The 19,977-nt window shown below is 51.5% G+C and carries 18 protein-coding genes and 1 pseudogene; 9 read left to right on the forward strand and 10 right to left on the reverse strand.

The window, feature by feature from the left end; all coding sequences use genetic code 11:
* Nucleotides 1-45 precede the first annotated feature (45 nt).
* A complete protein-coding gene (locus tag MKZ24_RS05280) occupies nucleotides 46-1,200 on the reverse strand; it encodes an MFS transporter (RefSeq protein ID WP_340790060.1) in 1,155 nt (384 codons plus the stop codon).
* A gap of 232 nt (nucleotides 1,201-1,432) precedes the next feature.
* On the opposite strand from MKZ24_RS05280, the gene MKZ24_RS05285 reads away from it, so the two are divergent.
* Both MKZ24_RS05285 and MKZ24_RS05290 read left to right on the forward strand, forming a co-directional pair.
* The gene (locus tag MKZ24_RS05285; protein WP_340781581.1) at nucleotides 1,433-2,014 is read left to right on the forward strand and encodes a TetR/AcrR family transcriptional regulator; all 582 of its coding nucleotides are present in this window, start codon (nucleotides 1,433-1,435) and stop codon (nucleotides 2,012-2,014) included.
* A gap of 41 nt (nucleotides 2,015-2,055) precedes the next feature.
* Entirely contained in the window at nucleotides 2,056-3,063 is a 1,008-nt protein-coding gene (locus MKZ24_RS05290; protein ID WP_340781582.1) for a phosphotransferase, read from the forward strand.
* 25 nt (nucleotides 3,064-3,088) lie between these two features.
* Here MKZ24_RS05290 and MKZ24_RS05295 read toward each other — a convergent pair whose 3' ends face one another.
* Nucleotides 3,089-3,328, reverse strand: a complete 240-nt coding sequence (locus MKZ24_RS05295) for a hypothetical protein (RefSeq protein ID WP_042241025.1) — start codon at nucleotides 3,326-3,328, stop codon at nucleotides 3,089-3,091.
* A gap of 314 nt (nucleotides 3,329-3,642) precedes the next feature.
* Complete coding sequence (locus tag MKZ24_RS05300; protein WP_340781583.1) at nucleotides 3,643-4,290, reverse strand: glycosyltransferase; 648 nt, start codon at nucleotides 4,288-4,290, stop codon at nucleotides 3,643-3,645.
* 226 nt (nucleotides 4,291-4,516) lie between these two features.
* Here MKZ24_RS05300 and MKZ24_RS05305 point away from each other — a divergent pair, with 226 nt between their 5' ends.
* Both MKZ24_RS05305 and MKZ24_RS05310 read left to right on the forward strand, forming a co-directional pair.
* Nucleotides 4,517-8,065, forward strand: coding sequence for a DUF3289 family protein (locus tag MKZ24_RS05305; protein ID WP_340781584.1), 3,549 nt, complete (start codon nucleotides 4,517-4,519; stop codon nucleotides 8,063-8,065).
* A 41-nt stretch (nucleotides 8,066-8,106) separates the two neighbouring features.
* Nucleotides 8,107-8,613, forward strand: coding sequence for a hypothetical protein (locus MKZ24_RS05310; protein WP_042241020.1), 507 nt, complete (start codon nucleotides 8,107-8,109; stop codon nucleotides 8,611-8,613).
* Between the two features lie 55 nt (nucleotides 8,614-8,668).
* On the opposite strand, the pseudogene MKZ24_RS05315 reads toward MKZ24_RS05310, so the two are convergent.
* A pseudogene (locus MKZ24_RS05315) lies at nucleotides 8,669-9,039 on the reverse strand (VOC family protein).
* Nucleotides 9,040-9,545: 506 nt separating this feature from the next.
* Here MKZ24_RS05315 and pnuC point away from each other — a divergent pair.
* Genes pnuC through MKZ24_RS05335 form a run of 4 tightly spaced genes read left to right on the forward strand, consistent with a single transcriptional unit; the run spans nucleotide 9,546 to nucleotide 12,576 of the window.
* Complete coding sequence (pnuC, locus tag MKZ24_RS05320) at nucleotides 9,546-10,223, forward strand: nicotinamide riboside transporter PnuC (RefSeq protein ID WP_340781585.1); 678 nt, start codon at nucleotides 9,546-9,548, stop codon at nucleotides 10,221-10,223.
* Entirely contained in the window at nucleotides 10,220-11,233 is a 1,014-nt protein-coding gene (locus tag MKZ24_RS05325; RefSeq protein ID WP_340781586.1) for an AAA family ATPase, read from the forward strand. Before pnuC ends, MKZ24_RS05325 begins: the two co-directional genes overlap by 4 nt.
* A gap of 27 nt (nucleotides 11,234-11,260) precedes the next feature.
* A complete protein-coding gene (locus MKZ24_RS05330; RefSeq protein ID WP_042241012.1) occupies nucleotides 11,261-12,187 on the forward strand; it encodes an NUDIX hydrolase in 927 nt (308 codons plus the stop codon).
* Nucleotides 12,184-12,576 (forward strand): VOC family protein, encoded by a 393-nt coding sequence (locus tag MKZ24_RS05335; RefSeq protein ID WP_042241009.1) that lies wholly within the window; start codon nucleotides 12,184-12,186, stop codon nucleotides 12,574-12,576. The genes MKZ24_RS05330 and MKZ24_RS05335 overlap by 4 nt, the downstream gene beginning before the upstream one ends.
* Before the next feature lie 23 nt (nucleotides 12,577-12,599).
* Here MKZ24_RS05335 and MKZ24_RS05340 read toward each other — a convergent pair whose 3' ends face one another.
* From MKZ24_RS05340 to MKZ24_RS05365, 6 genes are all read right to left on the reverse strand, one after another.
* Nucleotides 12,600-13,979 (reverse strand): HAMP domain-containing sensor histidine kinase, encoded by a 1,380-nt coding sequence (locus tag MKZ24_RS05340; protein WP_340781588.1) that lies wholly within the window; start codon nucleotides 13,977-13,979, stop codon nucleotides 12,600-12,602.
* Nucleotides 13,967-14,629, reverse strand: coding sequence for a response regulator transcription factor (locus tag MKZ24_RS05345; protein ID WP_042241003.1), 663 nt, complete (start codon nucleotides 14,627-14,629; stop codon nucleotides 13,967-13,969). Before MKZ24_RS05345 ends, MKZ24_RS05340 begins: the two co-directional genes overlap by 13 nt.
* A gap of 29 nt (nucleotides 14,630-14,658) precedes the next feature.
* Nucleotides 14,659-15,417 carry a lantibiotic immunity ABC transporter MutG family permease subunit gene (locus MKZ24_RS05350; protein WP_340781590.1) on the reverse strand — a complete coding sequence of 253 codons (759 nt, stop codon included), beginning with the start codon at nucleotides 15,415-15,417 and terminating at the stop codon, nucleotides 14,659-14,661.
* A gap of 1 nt (nucleotide 15,418) precedes the next feature.
* Nucleotides 15,419-16,147, reverse strand: coding sequence for a lantibiotic immunity ABC transporter MutE/EpiE family permease subunit (locus MKZ24_RS05355; RefSeq protein ID WP_340781591.1), 729 nt, complete (start codon nucleotides 16,145-16,147; stop codon nucleotides 15,419-15,421).
* Nucleotides 16,140-16,856, reverse strand: a complete 717-nt coding sequence (locus tag MKZ24_RS05360) for a lantibiotic protection ABC transporter ATP-binding protein (RefSeq protein WP_042240996.1) — start codon at nucleotides 16,854-16,856, stop codon at nucleotides 16,140-16,142. The genes MKZ24_RS05355 and MKZ24_RS05360 overlap by 8 nt, the downstream gene beginning before the upstream one ends.
* Nucleotides 16,857-16,993: 137 nt before the next feature.
* Entirely contained in the window at nucleotides 16,994-18,079 is a 1,086-nt protein-coding gene (locus MKZ24_RS05365) for a GntR family transcriptional regulator (protein ID WP_042240993.1), read from the reverse strand.
* A gap of 281 nt (nucleotides 18,080-18,360) precedes the next feature.
* On the opposite strand from MKZ24_RS05365, the gene MKZ24_RS05370 reads away from it, so the two are divergent.
* Nucleotides 18,361-19,974 carry a xylulokinase gene (locus tag MKZ24_RS05370; protein ID WP_340781592.1) on the forward strand — a complete coding sequence of 538 codons (1,614 nt, stop codon included), beginning with the start codon at nucleotides 18,361-18,363 and terminating at the stop codon, nucleotides 19,972-19,974.
* The last annotated feature ends 3 nt before the right edge of the window (nucleotides 19,975-19,977 follow it).

Raw genomic sequence — 19,977 nt, forward strand, 5'->3', positions numbered from 1 at the left:
TATAAGAGAGCCGTGAGCCGCCTGTAAGGGCGGCCTTATATTTATCTATTTAAGGCGGCGGGTTAATGCCCAGAATAGCAGAGCCAGGGCACTGACGATTGCACCTAACAAGCATACTCCGTTCCAGCCTGAGTGAGCATAGATGCTGGTAGATGCGATTGACCCGGTGGCGCTGCCTATGGAATAGAAAATCATGTAACCGGCAGTAAGCCTGCTGCGTGCCTCAGGGCGTACCGTAAGAATCATGCTCTGGTTGGTAACATGTACGGCTTGTACTGCCAGATCAAGCAGGATAATGCCGATGATTAGCGCGGGAAGCGAATGCTCCGTATAACTTATGGGCAGCCATGACAGAAGCAACAGTATTAATGCCACACCTGTAGTCCTCTGCCCTAAACCCCGGTCGGCAAGACGGCCTGCCTGTGCTGCTGCTAACGCTCCAGCTGCTCCGGCAAGTCCAAACGCGCCGATTGCAGTATGGGATAAAGACAGCGGCGGAGCGCTGAGCGGCAGGACCAGGGAAGTCCATAATATACTGAACGCGGTAAAAATCAGCAGAGCCAGTACAGCGCGGATGCGCAGAATTCGCTCCTGTGCGAATAACGTGAACAGCGAGTGCAGCAGCTGCAGGTAGGATAAGGATTCTCTTGAGGGCTCATCCTTGGGCAGCACCCGAAACAATACTCCAGCCATAATTAGTGTTAAACCCGCAGAGACCAGGTAGACAGAGCGCCAACCGGCTATATCCGTCAATACACCGGCGAATGTCCGTGCGAGCAGAATCCCAATTACGATTCCACTGGTTACCACGCCCACGGTACGTCCGCGCTCAGCCGGGGCTGCCAAAGTTGCGGCGAAGGCAACCAGTGTCTGTGTGACTACGGCAAGCAATCCAACTGCAGCTATGGCTATGAATAATATCCTGCTGGTGGGGGCGGTGCCCACCACAATCAAGGCCAGCACGGATACCAGCATCTGTCCGGCGATCAGCCAGCGCCGGTTCAATAAATCGCCGAGGGGCACCAGCAACAGCAGTCCAAGAGCGTAACAGACTTGAGTGATGGTGATAACAAGACCGACGGAGGAATGAATAATCCCGAATTCCTGCGAGATAGCGTCCAGCAGGGGCTGCGCGTAATAAATATTGGCGACTGCCAGTCCGCAGGCGATGGCAAATAAGAGTGCAACACTCCGGGACATTGGAGATGCCGGAGCGGATTCGGATGCTATAAGCGGTTGTTCAACTACCTTTTCCAAAGAGACGCCTCCTTAAATTTCATTTCATACTGAACGGTATGAAATAATTCCTGATAAATGTAACCCTGATAAATGGTTATGTCAATACCTGCTGCGCAATCCCAATTTTATTGACAATGTAATCTGTGAACAATAGAATTATAATATACTGAACGATATGAAAAGAGGGGTTATATTGGCCCGGCAACGTGAATTTGATGAAGACAAGGTATTGGATGCAGCGATGCAGCTATTCTGGGAGAAAGGATTCGAAGCTACCTCTTTGAGCGATTTGACTTCAAGAATGGGCATTCAGCGCCCCAGCCTATACTCCGCCTTTGGAGATAAAAAAGGACTATTTGAAGCTGCGCTGCGCAAATATACGAGTGCTCACGCTGCCTCTATCCGGGGCAGACTCCAGACTAATTCTTCTGTTAAAGAAGCATTCCGCAGTTTTTTTGAGAATCTAGTGGCACAGGAATATGGGAAAGACCCGAACTGGGGATGCTTTTGCCTAAACTCGATGGTGGAGCTTGCGCCGCATGATGAGAAGTTTGCAATCCTGACCAGAGAACATCAGATGTATCTCTCGGTAATCTTCCAGGAAACGGTTGAACGGGGGTTGCGTTCAGGTGAGCTTGATCCCGGGATTAACGCAAAGAGTCTGGCGCAGACACTGGTCATATCATTAATCGGACTGACTGTGTTCATGAAATCCCGGCCTGAGCGTGCCTTTATTGATAATTCTGTCAGAGAAATATTGACATTGTTGAGATAGAATCATGAATAGGGGAATCTGATTAGAAAGGTTGGCTTAGAATGCTGCTGACGACTGAGGACCAATTAATTGACGAGATCGCAGGCTGGCTGAAGAAGCATTTTGAGGCTGAGCTGCTGTCTGCCGGGCGTGTGAATCGCGGACTATTGAACGAGAAGTGGATTATCGGGACGAATAAGGGGCGGCTATTCGCCAAAAGCTATCACCCCGGGCGGTTCAAGATGGAGGATCCGGAGTTTCGCGGCAAGATTGAGAATGCGCTGCAGCTGCAGCTCCTGTGGTACCAGTCGGGAGGACCGTGTCCTGAGCCTTTAACGCTGGAAGGGCGCTGCATGCACATCCTGCCCTGCGGAAGATACATGACCGTCATGACATGCTGTCCGGGTGCTATGGTGCCAGCCGGCAGGATCGGTGAGCAGGGAATGCATGCACTCGGACGGGCTGCTGCGGATATGCATACCGTCTGGGGTGCCGCGGCGGCATCAGGGGTCGGAGCAGCAGTGCAGGCGGGTGAACCGGCCTGGCAGTTGTCGCGCGAGGAGATGGAGCTCGCCTGGGAGGTAAGCTGGGAGGCAGCCCGCAGCTCGTCTGGGCGTGTCCGGGACGCGCTGCTATTACAGAAGGCGGTTGCTGATTCACTTGGAGATAAGGACTTTACGCCTCTGACAGCGGGCTGGGCCCACCTTGATCTGTGGGCGGACAACCTGCTGTTCGAAGGGGACGCGCTGGCAGCCATCGTTGACTTCGACCGGGCACGCTACTCGTTTCCGGCGCTGGACCTCGGACGGGCGGTCCTCTCCGGCACACTCGGCGGGAGCGGATTCCGCGGGGATGCGGTTGCTGCTTTCGCTGAAGGCTACCGTAGTGTACACCCGCTGCCGCCGGGCACTCTTTTGCGGGCAGTCAAGTATGTCTGGTGCATCGAGTCGCTTTGGTGGATCAAGCCGCCGCTCGATTCGTCGAGCAGGGTCCCTGCCCGCTTTGCCGAAGAAATGATTCATACTGCGGAGCATTGGGATCAGCTTGATGCACTTCTTGGGGATATTTAGCTGGATGCAGGTTAATCCGGTAGGATTAACCTACACCGTCACTTTCCAACAAGGAATAGAAATTATCGCGGTCCTCGTCATCAAATTGGCCAAGCGTTCGTACCCGGACAAGCTCGTGACCCCCATACAAATCTAATTCCTCACCAAAATTATTGTAGAGTGCAATCATATGGCCCTCCTGATTCAGCTCCATGTATCCGTAACTTTCATGCTCGGGCTTTTGACCGTAAAGGACCACAAATTTGATTATATCCACGCTGTTCATGCACAGCACTTCCCTTCTATGGCATATCATTAGGCTAGGCTTGTAGCAAATTTTACGTGAAGCCGGACGAATAGGAAAAAGCAGTCATGGTCCTCATACCCGCAAATTCATTCATACTTGGTAAGTTTAGGGGGGCATACCCTCAATGCCGCTCCCACAGAAATTATTTCTTGACAGGATGGGATTAGGGGATTAATATATCGTGCCAGTTCACTCTGTTACTCTGCTATGGCTAAACACATAAAAAAGCTTTCCACAATCCCCTTCCGGGCGATTATGAAAAGCCATTGTGCAAACATTGTTTATTACGCTCCCTAGAATTTCTCCGGGAACTGCTTGATAATGCCTGATGACAGAACATCCGCTAAATGAATCATATGGACCTCATTCTTGTCGGTTGCGGCAATATCTGCTTGCCAGTCTCCCTGGAGGCAGCTCAGCACAATGTCTGTAATTAACTGAAGGTGTGTATACAGCATCTCTTGCACCGCTTTAAACGGCCAGTTTGGATTCAATGCGCTTAAAAAAGTTGCAATATCATCGGCATTCTTATGCCAATCGGCCTGCAGCTTCTTCACATCGGCGGGATTGCCTGCTTTGGCGGCTGCTACAATCTTCACTGCAATCCCAATATGCTCTTTCAACAGCTCCGCAAGCTTATTGCCGGCAGCCTCCCCGTAATACGGTTTGAATACATCACCTATGTCCTGCTGGTTTCTCAGCAGCCGGTTCAGTACGTCCTTCTGGTCCGGGTTATTCGAGATGGCGCTGACAATATAGCTTCGCGTCCATATGGTATGGTCAATCCATACCTTCTGCATATCGCTTTTCAGCTGAACCATCCTGGGGCTGAAGCAAGCCGCTTCTTTCTTGTCGCCAGCCTGTGCCTGTACGGGGCCTGCTGCTTGCGTCAAGGTGAGTATGAGCACCAATGTTAACGCCAACAGCCATTTGTTTTTCAAATTCATCTGCTCCTTTAGGTGTGTGAATGAAATGGCTTGTATTATTATGGCTGAAGCGGGAGGTTATATTCAGAATAGGCTATTATGGTTTTGTTGTTCTTCTACTTTTCTTCCAATTGTTGTTGCCTAATCCTCTATTTGCAAATATTATAGATTCATAATACTCCATGACATTACATCATTTTTCGAACTATTATTTGTAATAATACGAGGAGGAACGGTAGCGATGTTCAGGAAAAGGATTATGAAACGAAGCTTTGCTCTATTAGTAATTCTAGTATTGGTATTATCTTCTATTCCGCTCAAGCCTGCTCTGGCTCAAGAGGACTCAACGGGCGGCCTGCAGGAAACGGTCTTCACGGGAGAGGGTTACGAGATAATCTACACTATTTCTTCCAAGTGGGAGGGGGCCTTCAACGCGGATGTCACCATCAGGAATACGGGCGACCGGACGATTGAGAATTGGACACTGGGCTTCAGCCAGCCCTATGAGATCACTAATATCTGGAACGGGATTGTGCAGGCCTATGAGAATGGTGCTTATGCAATTCAGAATGCAGGGAGCAACCAGGACATTCCTGCGGGCAGCAGTGTGAATTTTGGCTTTACAGCGAAGTGTGACGGGGAACTGGTCCTACCGGCAGCATTTGATATACAAGGCAGCGAACAGATCGTGCCGGCAGGAGACTATGAAACAAGCTTCAAGGTGACAAGTGACTGGGCAAGCGCTTTTAACGGTGAAATTGCCATTAAGAATCTATCGCAGACCACCATTGAGGACTGGAAGCTGAGTTTTGATTATGAGGGGAATCTGGAACGGTTCTGGACGGCCGAAATCACCGGGCATACCGGTAATCATTACGTCATACATAATGCAGGCTACAACGCCAATATTCAGCCGGGGGAGACGCTGACACTCGGGTTCTCCGGGAATCCGGGAAATGTAGTCAATGAACCTGCGGGCTATGAGCTGACGCAGATTGCGGCCCGGCAAGAAGTACCTGAACCGGAGGAAGTCTCCGTGCAGCTGGATACGTACGGTTTAGAACTTCAGAATAGCGCAGACGGTGACTATTACTTCCTGAGAACGAAGCTGGACAAGCTGTCGGGAACACTGGGAGGGACATCGCGCATCAAGACCTTTACCTATCAGACTTCTGATAAAAATAAAACGGTCCTGCAGCAAGGAGCTATTCCTGTAAATGAGGTCTGGTCCGTGGAAGGCATAGGGCTGGGTGTCGGCTATAATCTGCTGAAGCTAAGTGCGCAATTAAGCGATGGTTCTGAGGTTGCCAAAGAGTATATCATTGTGAATTTCGACGAGAATAATCTGGATAACTTAGGGATTGACCGGGAGCAGGACAGCGACGGCGACGGAATTAGCGATTATTACGAAGAACATTATGGCCTTTCCGTTACCAGTAAAGATACTGATGGAGACGGATTAAGCGACCGGGATGAGATTATCGTATTGAAGCTGAATCCGCTGGAACAGGATAGTGATCAGGACGGGATTCTGGATGGTGACGAAGACAGCGATAACGACGGATTAACCAACCTGGAAGAGTTGTCCTATCAGACGAGCCTGATCAGCGCGGATACGGACGGCGATGGTCTTTCGGATGGCGAAGAGGTACAGAAGTACCAGACGGACCCCCTGAAGACGGACACCGATGGCGACGGGCTGTCGGATGCCTGGGAGGTGAAGATCGGAAGCAATCCGCTCGTAATGGAGGCGAAGTTCTCAAGGACGGTTGTGGTTGAAGCTGCGGATGCCAAGGTAGTTCCCTGCGTTACCGTTGAAGGGGTCAGCGCGGAACAGGTGGGCAGTTTATCTGTAGATCCTGTTCAGGACGGCATTCTTAATGATGCAACGATCCCCGGCTATATCGATCAAGGCTACAATTTCTCAATAAACGGAGCCTTTGAGAAGGCGACGATTTCCTTCGAACTGGATGATAGCTTGTTGAATACAGCGAACTTCGTCCCGCGGATCTACTATTTCAATGAAGCCGCTCAGTTATTTGAAGAGCTACCTAATCAGAAGGTTACGGGTAATGTGGTTTCGGTTGAGACTGCACACTTCTCAAAATATATTTTATTAAACAAAACCGTATACGATACTGTATGGCAGTATAAGTTCCTGTATGATGAGGGAGAAGAGCAATATTCGGGGATGGACATTGTCTTCGTCATCGACTCCTCGGGCAGCATGTCGGGCAATGATGGAAGCAATGTGAGAACCAGCGTAACCAGACAGTTCATCAACCTGCTGACAGGAAGTGACCGGGGCGCTATTGTTGATTTTGACGACACCGCCAAGGTATTATCCGCGTTCACCTCTGATAAGACAGCTTTGAATACAGCCGCAGGGAAGATTGACAGTAACGGCGGAACGAGCTTGACTAGCGGAATTGCAAGTGCGCTTAATTTGTTCACCGCCAGCGGCAGAACAGATGTCCTGAAGTATATTATTATGCTTACAGATGGAGACGGCACTTACAATACATCGCTGACCAAGCAGGCCGCTGATAATCAAATCGTTATTTATACGGTAGGGCTCGGCAGCAGTGTATCGACGAGTATATTGACAAATATGGCGCAGGGCACCGGCGGCAGCTACTATCATGCGAGCAACGCCGACCATTTATACGGGATCTTCGATACGATCGCCGAGACCTCGGACTTATACAAAGATACAGACATGGACGGCATTAGTGACTATCACGAGAAAGAAATGCAGGCAGGCCGATTGCGTCTAGGTACAGGTGGTGCGGTGGTCAGAGTGAACTACCTGGATGCGGACAGCGATGACGACGGGCTCAAGGATGGTGAAGAGGTCCGCATTCTGAAAGTCGGCGATAAGGTCTATGCCTATATGTATTCTAATCCTAATCTGACAGACACAGACGGCGATGGTCTGAACGATGCGGTGGATCCCAGAAGGCTGACTCCAGATGTTAATGAGGCATTGATCCTTCAGTCAGATCACAGAGAGGGAGTACTCAAGGATGCTCCGCGAGGAGATTATACCGTATCGGATGACCTGACGTTCAATGACTACACCTATAGTGAATTATTCAAGCTGGGCCCGGTGTTCTCTGTGGCCAAGATTACGCCGGAAGCCATGATCTGGGGCGAAATGGCATTCCTGTTCTCCGTCGGCCAAACCGGTGCGAGTGACGATATGAGCTCCGTTCTGAGCGATTTGATCTCGACGTTCAGATACGATAACCGCAGTAATGAAGGCACATCGGTTTCCGACGGTGACACCTTCAATACGGACCAATATATCAAGTATCATAACAGCAAGCTGGACAATGCAGTCATAAGTGACTCCAGCACCGAGAATTATGTGCAATTAATCCGTGATTTCGTTGTCCAGGAGCTGCACAATAGTAATGGCGACCTGTCTAAGCTGGAGTATGACCCAAGTGCGAACAAGAAAGTTGTTTATGATTACGTGGGCGGATTCTCACACAGCCCGTATCCGGTGTTTACGGAGAAGACCAATCTGGCGTTATCCCTGGCGATTCATGCCTTCCATGGCAATAATATTACCATTAAGGACTTCAAGATTGCCGGAGACCAGTTCAGCGGGAAGCTGGTGTTCCATTTCTATGATCATTTCGGCCTGGACGCAGATGATGAGATTAATTGGCCGGGCTTTGTCGATTGGTTCACGCTGCAGCACTACGACCGTTTCAACGGAAAATATGTGCCGTTTATTACAACGATTGATTACGAGCTGTATTTCAGCGGTTCTGTTAACTAATTCAAAGCGTCTCATTCTGAAAGGGTCAGGCAGGTGGAGTTATGGGCCGCACTAGAATCGTCTTTATAGGCATTGCAGCCGCAGTGATAATTGTGGCGTTAGGGGTGATTATTAACTATAACCATTCCAGCGCGAAATATGATATTTACAGGGATCATCGCGAGCTGTTTGAGGCTGTAAAAGAGGAGACCGAGCTTCTTATGACCAGCCTGGATAACCGGAGTGATATAGGAAATACCTTTATCTACTCGAATAACGGCAATGCTGTGGGCCATCAGTTCCTGGATGGTGCGAATGCGGGCCTGCAGGGCAATGTACAGCAGATTATAGAGGTATCAGAAGACAAGCTGAACTTTGTCAGATACAGCAGACAGGACGGGAAGAGCCTCCTAAGGTTCGTATTTGACTGGGAAGGCGAGAAAGGCAACACCTATCATATTGTGTATTGTGACAGTCAGGATCTGGTCGAGAAGGCTTATAGTGAGGAGCCTGCTAACTACAAGCTGGATACACTGGCGGACGGCTGGTACGGGATAGAGATCGAGTGATCTGAGCGATGGCTGCATAACGGAGCAAGCCCCGTCCCTTCAGGGACGGGGCTTTTTATGGGGTAGGGTTAAATCCGGACCTGTCAAAATCAACCTCTTCAATAAATTCGATAATTTCCCCGTTAGGGCTGTGAATGAGTGCGTTCTTCACCAGCAGCGGCGGTTCGCCAAGTGACAGGGTATCCGGTTCTACGAAAGTCCTTGCTCCGTGAGCAAGGGATTTTTGATATGTTTCCTCCACATTATCTCCATAAAAGGCAAAATGCAATAATGCACCGTGGGCTATTTCTTCTTCAGATGAAGCTTTCTTTCCCTGAGCAGGAATCACGGCATCGTTATCAGCATCGAAGCTTCCTGGATGTGAAATGAGGGCAGACTCCAGTGATGGCCCCGCTTAAACCCCAGAACTTCGGTATAAAATGCAATAGTCGCTGTATAATCTCTAGCTTAAATCGCTACATGTGCCAGACCTTTTACGCCCATCTAATTACCGCCCCTTATCTGATATAGGTTTATTATAGGTATAACAAAGCTTGAAATACATGTGAATAACAAGGGATTTCTCCTGAGACGGTCCGCGTAAAGTATAACGAATTTGTTGCAAAAGGGGCTACAGGGATAACTGCACCGAAGGTGATGTCCTGGGGCACACTACGGGATTCTTTGCAGATTCCGGAAGGCAATATTCATTCCCTCTTTGCGGTTAACCCCGTTACTGCAGAGAATACCTGAGAGACCCGGCTTGGAGAACCATAGCAAAGCAGACCGCTATCCAAACAGGAGGGCGGTCTATTTCTTTTTTCTGACGAGAGGAGAATTGGGCTTGCATCCTGCTGCAGCTTCTGTTATCTTGATATTAACAAAATGTAATTATCATAATGTTAATAAGTTATTCCCATCAAGAATAGATGCAGAAAGCGGAGGGATGCAGCGTGAAGAAGATTGCGGGGAACTGGAATGGGTTCGAAATCGTCTGGCTGGTTATATTTACTTTGATTGCAATTGGTTTTACAATTGTTTCCAAGGATTCGTTCCTGGGGTTCACGGTCTTTATTACCGGGGTGCTGTGCGTGGTGCTTACGGCGAAGGGGAAGCTGATGAGTTATGCTTTTGGGATGTATAACACCTTCGGCTACGCCTATCTGGCTTATATTAACGGATTATTCGGAGAGGTTATGCTGAATCTGCTTTTCTTCGTGCCGATGAATGTTGTAGGCTTCTATATGTGGAAGAAGAATATGCAGAGCGGCAAGCTGTCCATGCGCCAGATGGAGGTCAAAGGCAGGCTCCTCACGATGGCGGTCTGTATTTCCGGGGCGCTGCTGCTGGGGTATAGCCTGTCGTTCATCCCGGCGCAGAACTCGCCTTATATTGATGCTATCACGACCGTGTTATCCGTAGTGGCTACGATTCTGATGGTGCGGAGATTCAAGGAGCAGTGGCTGGTCTATATTGTGCTGAATCTGTTCACGGTGCTGCTCTGGGTAATCCGGACGGTGGAGGGCAGTGGTGAAGGTCTGCTGATGATCGTCATGTGGAGTGCCTATCTGATTAACGCGCTATATGGCTACTATAACTGGAACAAAGGGGCTAAGGAGGCGCTGGCATGAAGACGCTCGGATTAACACTCGGAAAGTTCGCTCCGCTGCATAAAGGGCACCAGCTCATGATCGAAACGGCGCTGCAGGAGGTCGATGAATTGATCGTGGTGATCTATGAAACGTCCGTCTCTCCGGTTCCGCTGCATATCCGCGCGAACTGGATACGCAGGCTGTATCCGTCATCGGTGCGGGTAATTGAAGCGTGGGATGGTCCGGACGGGTACTCCGATGACCGGGAGCATGAGATCCGGGAAGAACAGTATATTCTCGGGCTGCTGAAGGGCGAGCAGGTGACCCACTTTTACTCCAGCGAGTTCTATGGCAAGCATATGAGCATCGCCCTGGGCGCCATAGACCGGAGGGTGGATGAAGCGCGTCAGCGGGTACCGGTATCGGCCACCATGGTCCGCTCTGATCCTTATAGATACCGGCAATATGTAAGCGACATCGTATACCGGGACTTAATTACGAAAATTGTGTTTGTAGGAGCGATGTCTACCGGCAAATCGACGATTACTGAGGCGCTGGCGAAACAGTATAGGACGGCTTTTGCCAGTGAGTACGGGCGGGAGTATTGGACGGAGCATCAGGTGGACCGCCGGATCGGCATAGAGGCTTTTGACGAAATTGCCGTGGGCCATCTTAAGCGGGAGGAACGGGCGCTACTGGACGCAGACCGGTATCTGTTTGTCGATACGAATGCGATTACCACCTATATGTACGCCCTGGATTACCACGGACGGGCCCCCGGGCTTCTCACCCGGCTGGCGCTGGAGAATGCGCAGCGGTACGATCTGTTTTTCCTGTGCGGTGACGATATTCCTTATGACGATACTTGGGACCGCAGCGGGGACCAGAAACGGCATATTTTCCACAAGCAGATCATAGCGGATTTGAAGGAGCGGCGGATTCCTTACATCACCCTGAGGGGAACCCTGGAGGAACGCATGCGTAAGGTGGACGGGGTGCTTGCCAGGTTCAAGCCTTATGGGAACTACTTCGGAGAGCTGCAGAACTAGAACAATGAATCCGGGAGGCGAAGACGCTTGGAATTGTTAGATCATAATGGACTTACAGAACGTGAATTTCTGGAGCGATACCGGGCAGGAGATTATGAGCGGCCTTCGGTGGCGGCGGATATGGTGGTTTTTACGGTCACGGACAAGGAGGCAGACGACTCTCTCAAGCTCCAGGACAAAGAGCTGCGAATTCTGCTGATCCGCCGGGGAGGGCATCCCTGCCTGGGATGTTGGGCGCTGCCGGGCGGCTTCATCCAGCCGGATGAGACCGGGGAGCAGGCGGCTGCGCGTGAACTGTATGAGGAGACCGGCGTTGCTGATGTATATCTGGAGCAGCTCTATACCGTTACCGATCCCGGGCGCGACCCCCGTACCTGGGTGATGAGCAGCAGCTATATGGCCCTGATTGACAGCAGCCGGATCCAGCTGCAGGCGGGGGATGATGCCGAAGACGCGGCCTGGTTCACGGTAAGCTACCGGCTTGTAAGGGAGCACAAAGAGCTGCTGGAAGAAGGATACATCGGAACCTTTACTTACGAGCTTAAGCTGGGTGCCGGAGAGGGAGAACTGACGGTGGTTATAGACCGTACGGTGACAGCCAAGCCGGCCTCCAGGTCAGTCACTTACTCGATCCAGTCCAATGACGGGCTTGCTTTTGATCACGGGAAAATCATTGCCCGCGCCATCGAACGGCTGCGCCAAGAAACGGAGCAGACCGGCATCGCGCTGCACTTAATGCCTAAGCTGTTTACCTTACAGGAACTACAGAAAGTGTACGAGGCGATTCTGGACAGAGAACTGCCGGAGGCTGGCTTCCGGGACAAGGTGGCGGGTCTCGTGGCTGAGACTGGCCACTCCACGGATATTGCCGGACAATCGCCTTCCCGGTTGTATCAGAGAGACTGGATCAAGATACAGGACAATGAAGATAGAAGGGTGGAGTTACAGGGGTGAGAGTGAAATTAGAAGGAATTACGGTTTTGGCCCTGGATGTTGCTGGAATGACTGGCTTCTATCGTGATGTTCTGGGATTTAAGGCTATTGTTGAAGAGGATCACTATGCTGAATTTGAGAATGACGGTGTTCGTCTAGCGATATTCTCAGCACCCTTAATGGCGGATAACACGAACGGTCATCACTCCTACGCAGAGGAGCGTAAAGGACAGGCCTTTGAGCTTAACTTCGAATGTGACTCTCCTGAGGATGTCTACACTAGATACGATGAATTTGTTGCAAAAGGGGCTACAGGAATCACAGCGCCGAAGGTGGTGCCCTGGGGACACACCACGGGTTTTTTTGCAGATCCGGAAGGCAATATACATTCCCTCTTTGCGGTAAATTAAGCAACCCCAATTCTCAAGGAGAATCAGGGTCGCTTGGTTTGTGAAATGCTCAGGGTCACCTTCCCTCCGCCGGAGGGGGATACATTATCCAGACTAAGGCTGCCCCCGTGCTGCTCGGCCACAGACCGGGCAATGTAGAGCCCCATCCCGTGATGGTTGCCGGAGCTTCGGCTCCGGTCGCCCCTGTAGAACTGATGGGTTGCTTCTTTCAGATCAGCCTGCGAGAAGCCGCGGCCGGTATCAGTAATCATGAAATGAACAGTATCAGCACCGCCCTGCACGAGCAGACCGATGCTTCCCTGCGGAGGTGTATGCTCTGCCGCATTCGCGAGCACGTTAACAATCCCCCGCAGCAGCAGCTCTTTATTAATGAAGAGGAACTCGGGCAGGTTTTTCTTCTGGACAGAGGTATGCAGGTTCTTCCCGGAGGAGAGGGCCTTCAGCTGCAGCTCCAACTCTTCAATAATTCCCCCTGTTGGCACAAGGGATTCCCGGCGCTCCGCTCCAGCCTGCAGGCTGGACAGATCAATAACCTCCTGAACGAAGGCTTCGATGTCCCCGGCGCTGCGGAGAATATAACTGTTATACTCCCGCTGGGCATCATCCTGTGAGGTCTCCTGCAGCAGCTCTGCGTTTCCCCGGATGATGGTGAGCGGTGTCTTAATGTCGTGGGCCAGCGCGGAAATCTGTTCTCTGCGGGAACGTTCCAGCTCCCACTGCCGCTTAAGCGAGGTATTCAGGGCTTCCTTCATCCGGTCCAGGGAGGCCAGTACCTCATCGATCTCGCGGATTCCGGAGGGCTTAATGGTGAACTCCAGATTCTCACGCTGGATGTGCCCGGTCGCTTCCTGCAGCCCGGCCATTTTCTTCGACAGTCTGCTGCCGAACAGAGCGGCGAGCAGGGCGGCCTGGAGCAAAATACCGAAGATGAAGAGCAGGATGGCCAGCAGCTGAGGATTCGGCAGATAGCTGCGCATCAGGGAAGAGGCGTACTGCGGCGTTAAGCTATAACGGAATATCCAGATTTCCTGCCCGTGCCGGGCGGTTGTATAGAAATGAGAGCCCTGACTATCCCCATGCTGCACGATTTCCCAGGCATGTACTGCTTCCTGGCGTTTCAGATTACCGGCCAGCAGTTCCCCATCCCCGGTGAACACGGTATAATCGACCCTGTCCGGAACCATCTGCGGCGTTACTGCTTCGCTTGAGGTAAGCCGTTCCTTGAACGCTGCAATCTCCTTCTCGGCATAGTTTGCCGGCAGCACGGCATCCCAGGCAAAAGCCAGCGCGAACAGGCCGAGTAGCACGCCCAGCAGCAGGATCGTTCCCAGGCTTAAGAACAGAAGGTACTGCAGGAAAAAGGTGCGAAGGCGTACGGTTTTGGTTAATTTTACAGCTTCCACTTATATCCGATCCCCCAGATGGTCTCAATGACATCCATTCCATATTTGCTCAGCTTGGCCCGGATATTCTTAATATGCTCCGTAATAGCGCTGCTGTCGCTTTCCCCGTCATACCCGAAGACCGCTTCATAGATATGTTCCTTGGAGAAGACCTGTCCGCGGCTGCGGGCCAGGAATTCGCAGATTTCATATTCGCTTTTGGTCAGAGACACCTTGTCCGCCTGGACAAACAGCTCTTTGCCGGAGAGATTGAAATGTACGTTCTCCATATACAGCACCTTCCGCTTCTCCCTGCCCTCCCGCCTGAGGTGGGCATCAATCCGTGCACGCAGCGCCCCTATACCAAAGGGCTTCACAATATAATCATCTGCTCCCAGGCCCAGGCCGTACATCAGATCGCTTTCCTGTGTTTTGGCCGTTACAAAAAGAATGGGGCAATCCACTGCCCCGCGGATCTCCCGGCAAAGGGAAAAGCCGTCCACCCCCGGCATCATGACATCCAGCAAAATAAGATCGTATGCGCCAAGGTCGGACTGGCGCACCTGGGTGGAATCAGAGATCACCGTCACCAGGTGCTGATCCGTACGGAGTGCATTGCGAATCAGCGACAGGATAGCGGGCTCATCGTCTACTACGAGTATTTTGGCCATATTCATTCCCTCAATTATAAGTTGTAGGTCTAATTCTCCGTTGATCGTCCTTCCCAGCGCCTGAACCATAAGAGGCATACCAGGGAAGCGGTGATTGTTCCTGATATGCAGACGGCAATTCCGGTATTCAGGCCGGATACGGCAGGGGATAACGAAATACCGGAAGCGTGGATTGTCCATAAAGAGATGAAGCGGACACCCCAGGCGAAGGGGATATAGGGCCAGATCGAATCGCCCAGTCCGGTGAGCATTAAGGCGGACACCAGACTTCCCGCAAGCCCTGTTCCAATAGAAGCCCCCCGGCCAAATTGCAGGCTGGCTGTCAGGTGAAGCAGGTATAGAAATATATTGCTCCCGAACAGAATAACCGCCCCGGTGAGGTAAAAGGGTAATCCCAGTCTGTCCTGCTGCAGAATTCTGCTAAAGCCCAGGCCAAAAAGGCTGTAAGCGAACAGGACGGCTCCGAGGCCGAAACACAACAGGAGCAGCAGCTTACTTATATAGGTTGTGATTCTGGCCGCAGGTACAGCAAGCATTCCTTGATACTGTCCTGCATTCGCTTCCTGTTCCGCCGCCATGGAGCAGACGAGCCCGATCAAGGCAGGAAGGGCACAGCCCAGAGACTGCATGAACGCCAATGCCTTATCTGAGGCGCTCCATGGGGAGTAAGAATAGTAGGCCAGGAACACGGCAGCTCCGGTTAAGGGGGCCAGCAGATGAATCAGCAGAAACGGTGTGTGCCGGGTTTTAAGCAGATCCGCCCGCAGCAATCCCAGTAGTGTGGCCATGTTACTTCGCCTCCTGCTTATGGAACCATAGTGCAGTAAGCAGGAACAGTAATCCGAACCAGACCAGGGAGACCAGCACATCCGCCAGAATCATGTCTGTGCTTCTCAGCGGACTGTCCGCCGGTACCGGGAGGCCGTTCGGCAGGATGGACAGCACCGGGCACATGAGTCTGAAAGTAATCGTATACGGGATGTAATCCCACAGTCCTCCGGCATCGAAGGTAACCACACCCACGACAGTGCCGAACATATTAAGCAGAACAGCGGCGAATAATCCGAGCCGTGCGGCCAGGAACAGACATAGTGGAATCTGCCACAGAAACGTAATGAAGATCAGCGCGCTGCCGGCCAGGCTGCTCAGCAATGGAAGGGTCTGGCCAAACAGCATTCCCCCTGCTGTAATGCCAATCAGGAACAGGAGGACAGCCGCGGACAGCCACTGCGCACAGGCGATGATTTTCCCGGCCCAGAGGATCTTCGGATCCACGGGAAGTGCCAGCAGTCCGCGGTATTTCATCTTGGCATCCTTATGCAGAGCCAGTGAACAAGTGAGTGTCAACGCCCCCGGCAAGAGCATGGTGTACCACCAGTTATAAGCCCCGGTCTGAAAATAGCGTCCGCCCATTAGAATGGCACACAGCAGCATCGTGAATACAGGGACGATCCAGACCAGACTGGGGATGAAGGTGCGCCGCCATTTTAAACGTTCAGCCCTAATATGACTAAGCATGCGGAGCAACCTCCCTCCGGCCTGCTGCTGCCACCTGCATGAACAAGGCTTCCAGCTCTTGTCCGTGAGGAATGGCTCCCTGATATCCCAGCACTCCGCCGGCAATAATTCCGATCTGATCCGCTACCTGTTCGACCTCGGAGAGCATATGGCTTGAGAGAATGACAGTGATTCCCTGCCCGGGGAAGGAACGGATCAGCTCCCGCAGCTCCTGAATCCCGATAGGGTCTAGCCCGTTGGTCGGTTCGTCCAGAATGAGCAGCTCCGGCTGATTCAGAAGTGCAATCGCGATGCCGAGCCGCTGCTTCATCCCCATGGAGAATTGTCCGGCACGTTTCTTCCCCGTCCGGGCCAAATCCACGGTGGTGAGCACCTCTTCGATCCGGGACTGCGGTAATCCTAGGGCGAGTGTGCGCACCTTGAGATTCTCCCGGGCGGTCAGGTTCTCATATAGCGGCGGCGCCTCAATCAGTACGCCAATTCTGCGTAAGTCCTTCCGGGTCCAATCATGCCCTTGAATGCGGATACTGCCGGAATCGGGGCGCAGCATGCCTGCGAACATTTTGAGTGTTGTGGATTTGCCGGCGCCATTCGGACCAAGCAGTCCATAGATCGAGTTGCGCGGTACAGCAAGTGATACATTGCTCACGACGGTTTGGTGCTTGAAGCTTTTGCATAGATTCTCGGTTTCCAGAATCATGTCCCGCATAGTATATCATCCTTTCTATCTCCACAGTCTAAGAGGAGATTCTAAGGATTCTATAAGGATAACGGAGAATTCCCCGGCACCAACGGGACCCCTCGGCCCCAGCAGCTTGGTACCCAGCCAGGAGCCGACAAAGCCGTCTAATCCAGCGCCCTTACCGTCTCCCCCTCAATCAGCACAGGCTGATAATAGGTGCTGTTCCGCAAATCCTTCTTCCCCTGCAGCTTTTTAATAACCCACTCAGCGGCATCACGGCCCATCTGCTCCTGCGGATGGGTTAAGGTCGTGAGCTTGATGCCCGCATTTTTGGCGATATAAGAATTATCCTGGCCAATGATTGATAGATCCTCCGGAATCGAAATCTCCAGCTGTCTGCACACATTTACGACTTCCAGGCCAACCTCATCGTTATAGCAGACAATAGCTGTTAATACCTCTCTGTTATCGGTCAGGAACTGCTTCAGGTTCTCTGACAGGGCTTGCTTGGACTCGGTATCGAAGGACAGCACCTGCTCGGGGTGAAAGCGTAATTTGGCTTCTCCTAGCGCTTTGATATAACCCTTCATGCGGTATTTGCCTTGCAGGTCATCCATTTTGGCAATAATACCGATCTGGGTATGACCCTTGGAGATCAGCTCTTTGGTCGCCAGGTAACTGGACTGCACATCATCAAGGCAGAAGAAAGGCACCTCCAGTTCTTCATAATAAGCATTAATCATGATAAACGGGACATCCTGTTCTTTGAACGACAGATAGTAGGCAATATTGGGGTTGTACAGATTGCTTTTGGTAGGCTCAATAATCAGACCTTCAACGCCGAAGGACAGCATCATCTCCAGCGCCTTCTTCTCCTGGGCGACATCATTATTGGTACTGGCGAGCAGCAGCGAATAATTATCCTCATTCAGTCTGCTCTCAATCCCGCGGATGATGGAAGGGAAGATGTAATCTGAGAGGTAGGTCGTGATGACACCGATGGTTTTATTATTGGGGTTGCCCCCTGATTTGGACCGGAACTGGTTGCTTACATAGGTGCCTGATCCCTTCTCGCTTCTTAGAAAGCCCTCGTTGGATAGCTCCAGGATTGCCTTCCGGACGGTTTGCCGGCTCACACCATAGGTGTCCTGAAAGGCTAATTCTGTTGGAATCTGCTCGCCCACACTATAGGTTCCTGACAGTATATTGCTTTTTATATCATCAAAAATAATCTGGTATTTGGTTCTCACCCGGCTCACTTCTTTCATGGTTGTTCATATACGAATCGGTATATTCGCAATAGTTGTACGTACACATTATAGTATGAATATATCGTTATTATAATCCGATGTCTACTATGTATAAGCGTTTCAAGGGAAATAAGGATCTCTCACTGTAAAATTTGTATGTATATCTTGTATGTAATGTTGACAAATGTACGAACAAAAAATATACTAAGTCTGTTAATAAAGGAAGCGCCTTCTTTCCATTTCTATTATAACAGTTTGGTTCAGAGAGGAGTAACGTGGGCATGGATCAGAACATCGGGCAAGCGGTACTTAAGGGAGAAACTTCACTGGGTATCGAATTTGGATCCACACGTATCAAGGCAGTACTGATTGATCAGCGTTTTGAGACCATCGCATCCGGAAGCTTTGAGTGGGAGAATCTGCTTGAGGGCGGGTACTGGACGTATCATTTGACAGACATTATTAAGGGCCTGCAGGAGGCTTACCATGAACTGAAGCAGGAGGTCCAGCAGAAATACGGTGTTACGCTTACGACCGTCGGTTCTATCGGGTTCTCGGCAATGATGCACGGATATATGGCTTTTGACAGCGCAGGCGGGCTGCTGGTTCCGTTCCGGACCTGGCGTAATGCAACAACCGGTGCTGCGGCCAAAGAATTAACGGATGTCTTCCAGTTCAACATCCCTGAACGCTGGACCATAGCGCACCTGTATCAGGCGATACTGAACGGGGAAGAGCATGTGCCTCAGGCGGAGTTCGTAACAACGCTGGGCGGGTATATTCACTGGCTGCTGACCGGCAGCAAGGCGATCGGGATCGGCGATGCTTCGGGGGTGTTCCCGATAGATGAGGCCACGCAGGATTACAATGCAGCGATGGTTGCACAGTTCGATGAACTCATTGCAGACAAGGGCTACCCTTGGAAGCTGAAAGATATTCTCCCTAAAGTTTATACTGCGGGCGGGCAGGCAGGGCTATTAACAGAAGCGGGTGCGTTAATTCTGGATGCGTCCGGGGACCTGCAGCCGGGTATTCCGCTGTGTCCTCCGGAAGGCGACGCCGGAACAGGAATGGTCGCTACGAACAGTGTCCGCAAACGGACCGGTAACATCTCCGTAGGCACTTCCGTCTTTGCAATGATCGTGCTGGAGAAGGATCTTACAGCCGTATATCCGGAGATTGATATGGTAACGACTCCAGACGGCAGTCCGGTCGGCATGGTTCATGCCAACAACTGTTCCAGTGATCTCAACGCCTGGATCGGCTTGTTCCGTGAATTCTCGGAAGCGATGGGCTTTAAGTCTGACCCCGGCCAGCTGTTCAGTGTCCTGTTCAATAAAGCACTGGAGGCGGATGCCGATGGCGGCGGTCTGCTGAGCTACGGGTATTTCTCCGGGGAGAATATTACCGGGATTGAGAAAGGCCGGCCGTTGTTTGTACGCTCACCTGAGAGCCGGTTCAATCTGGCCAACTTCATGCGGACGCATTTATTCTCCGCTTTTGGTGCGCTGAAGATCGGAATGGATATTCTGACCAAGCAGGAGCAAGTGTCGATCGACAGCATTCTGGCTCACGGCGGGTTATTCAAAACCCCTGTTGTCGGCCAGAAAATCGTAGCCGCTGCAATGAACGTCCCTGTCTCTGTCATGGCAACAGCCGGAGAAGGCGGCGCATGGGGGATGGCGATTCTGGCCTCCTACATGCAGAACAAAGCACAGCAGGAGCGTCTTGATGACTTCCTTGACCACAAGGTATTTAAGGATGTGGAAGGACAAGTCATCCATCCGGATGCAGCTGATGTTGCTGGCTTCGAATTGTTCATGGAACGTTACACCGAAGGTCTGGCGATAGAGCAGGCTGCTGTAGATCATCTGGTAGAGAACGGGAGGGGTTAATAC

The sequence above is a fragment of the Paenibacillus sp. FSL R7-0297 genome (assembly GCF_038009025.1).
Classification (GTDB): domain Bacteria; phylum Bacillota; class Bacilli; order Paenibacillales; family Paenibacillaceae; genus Paenibacillus_AQ.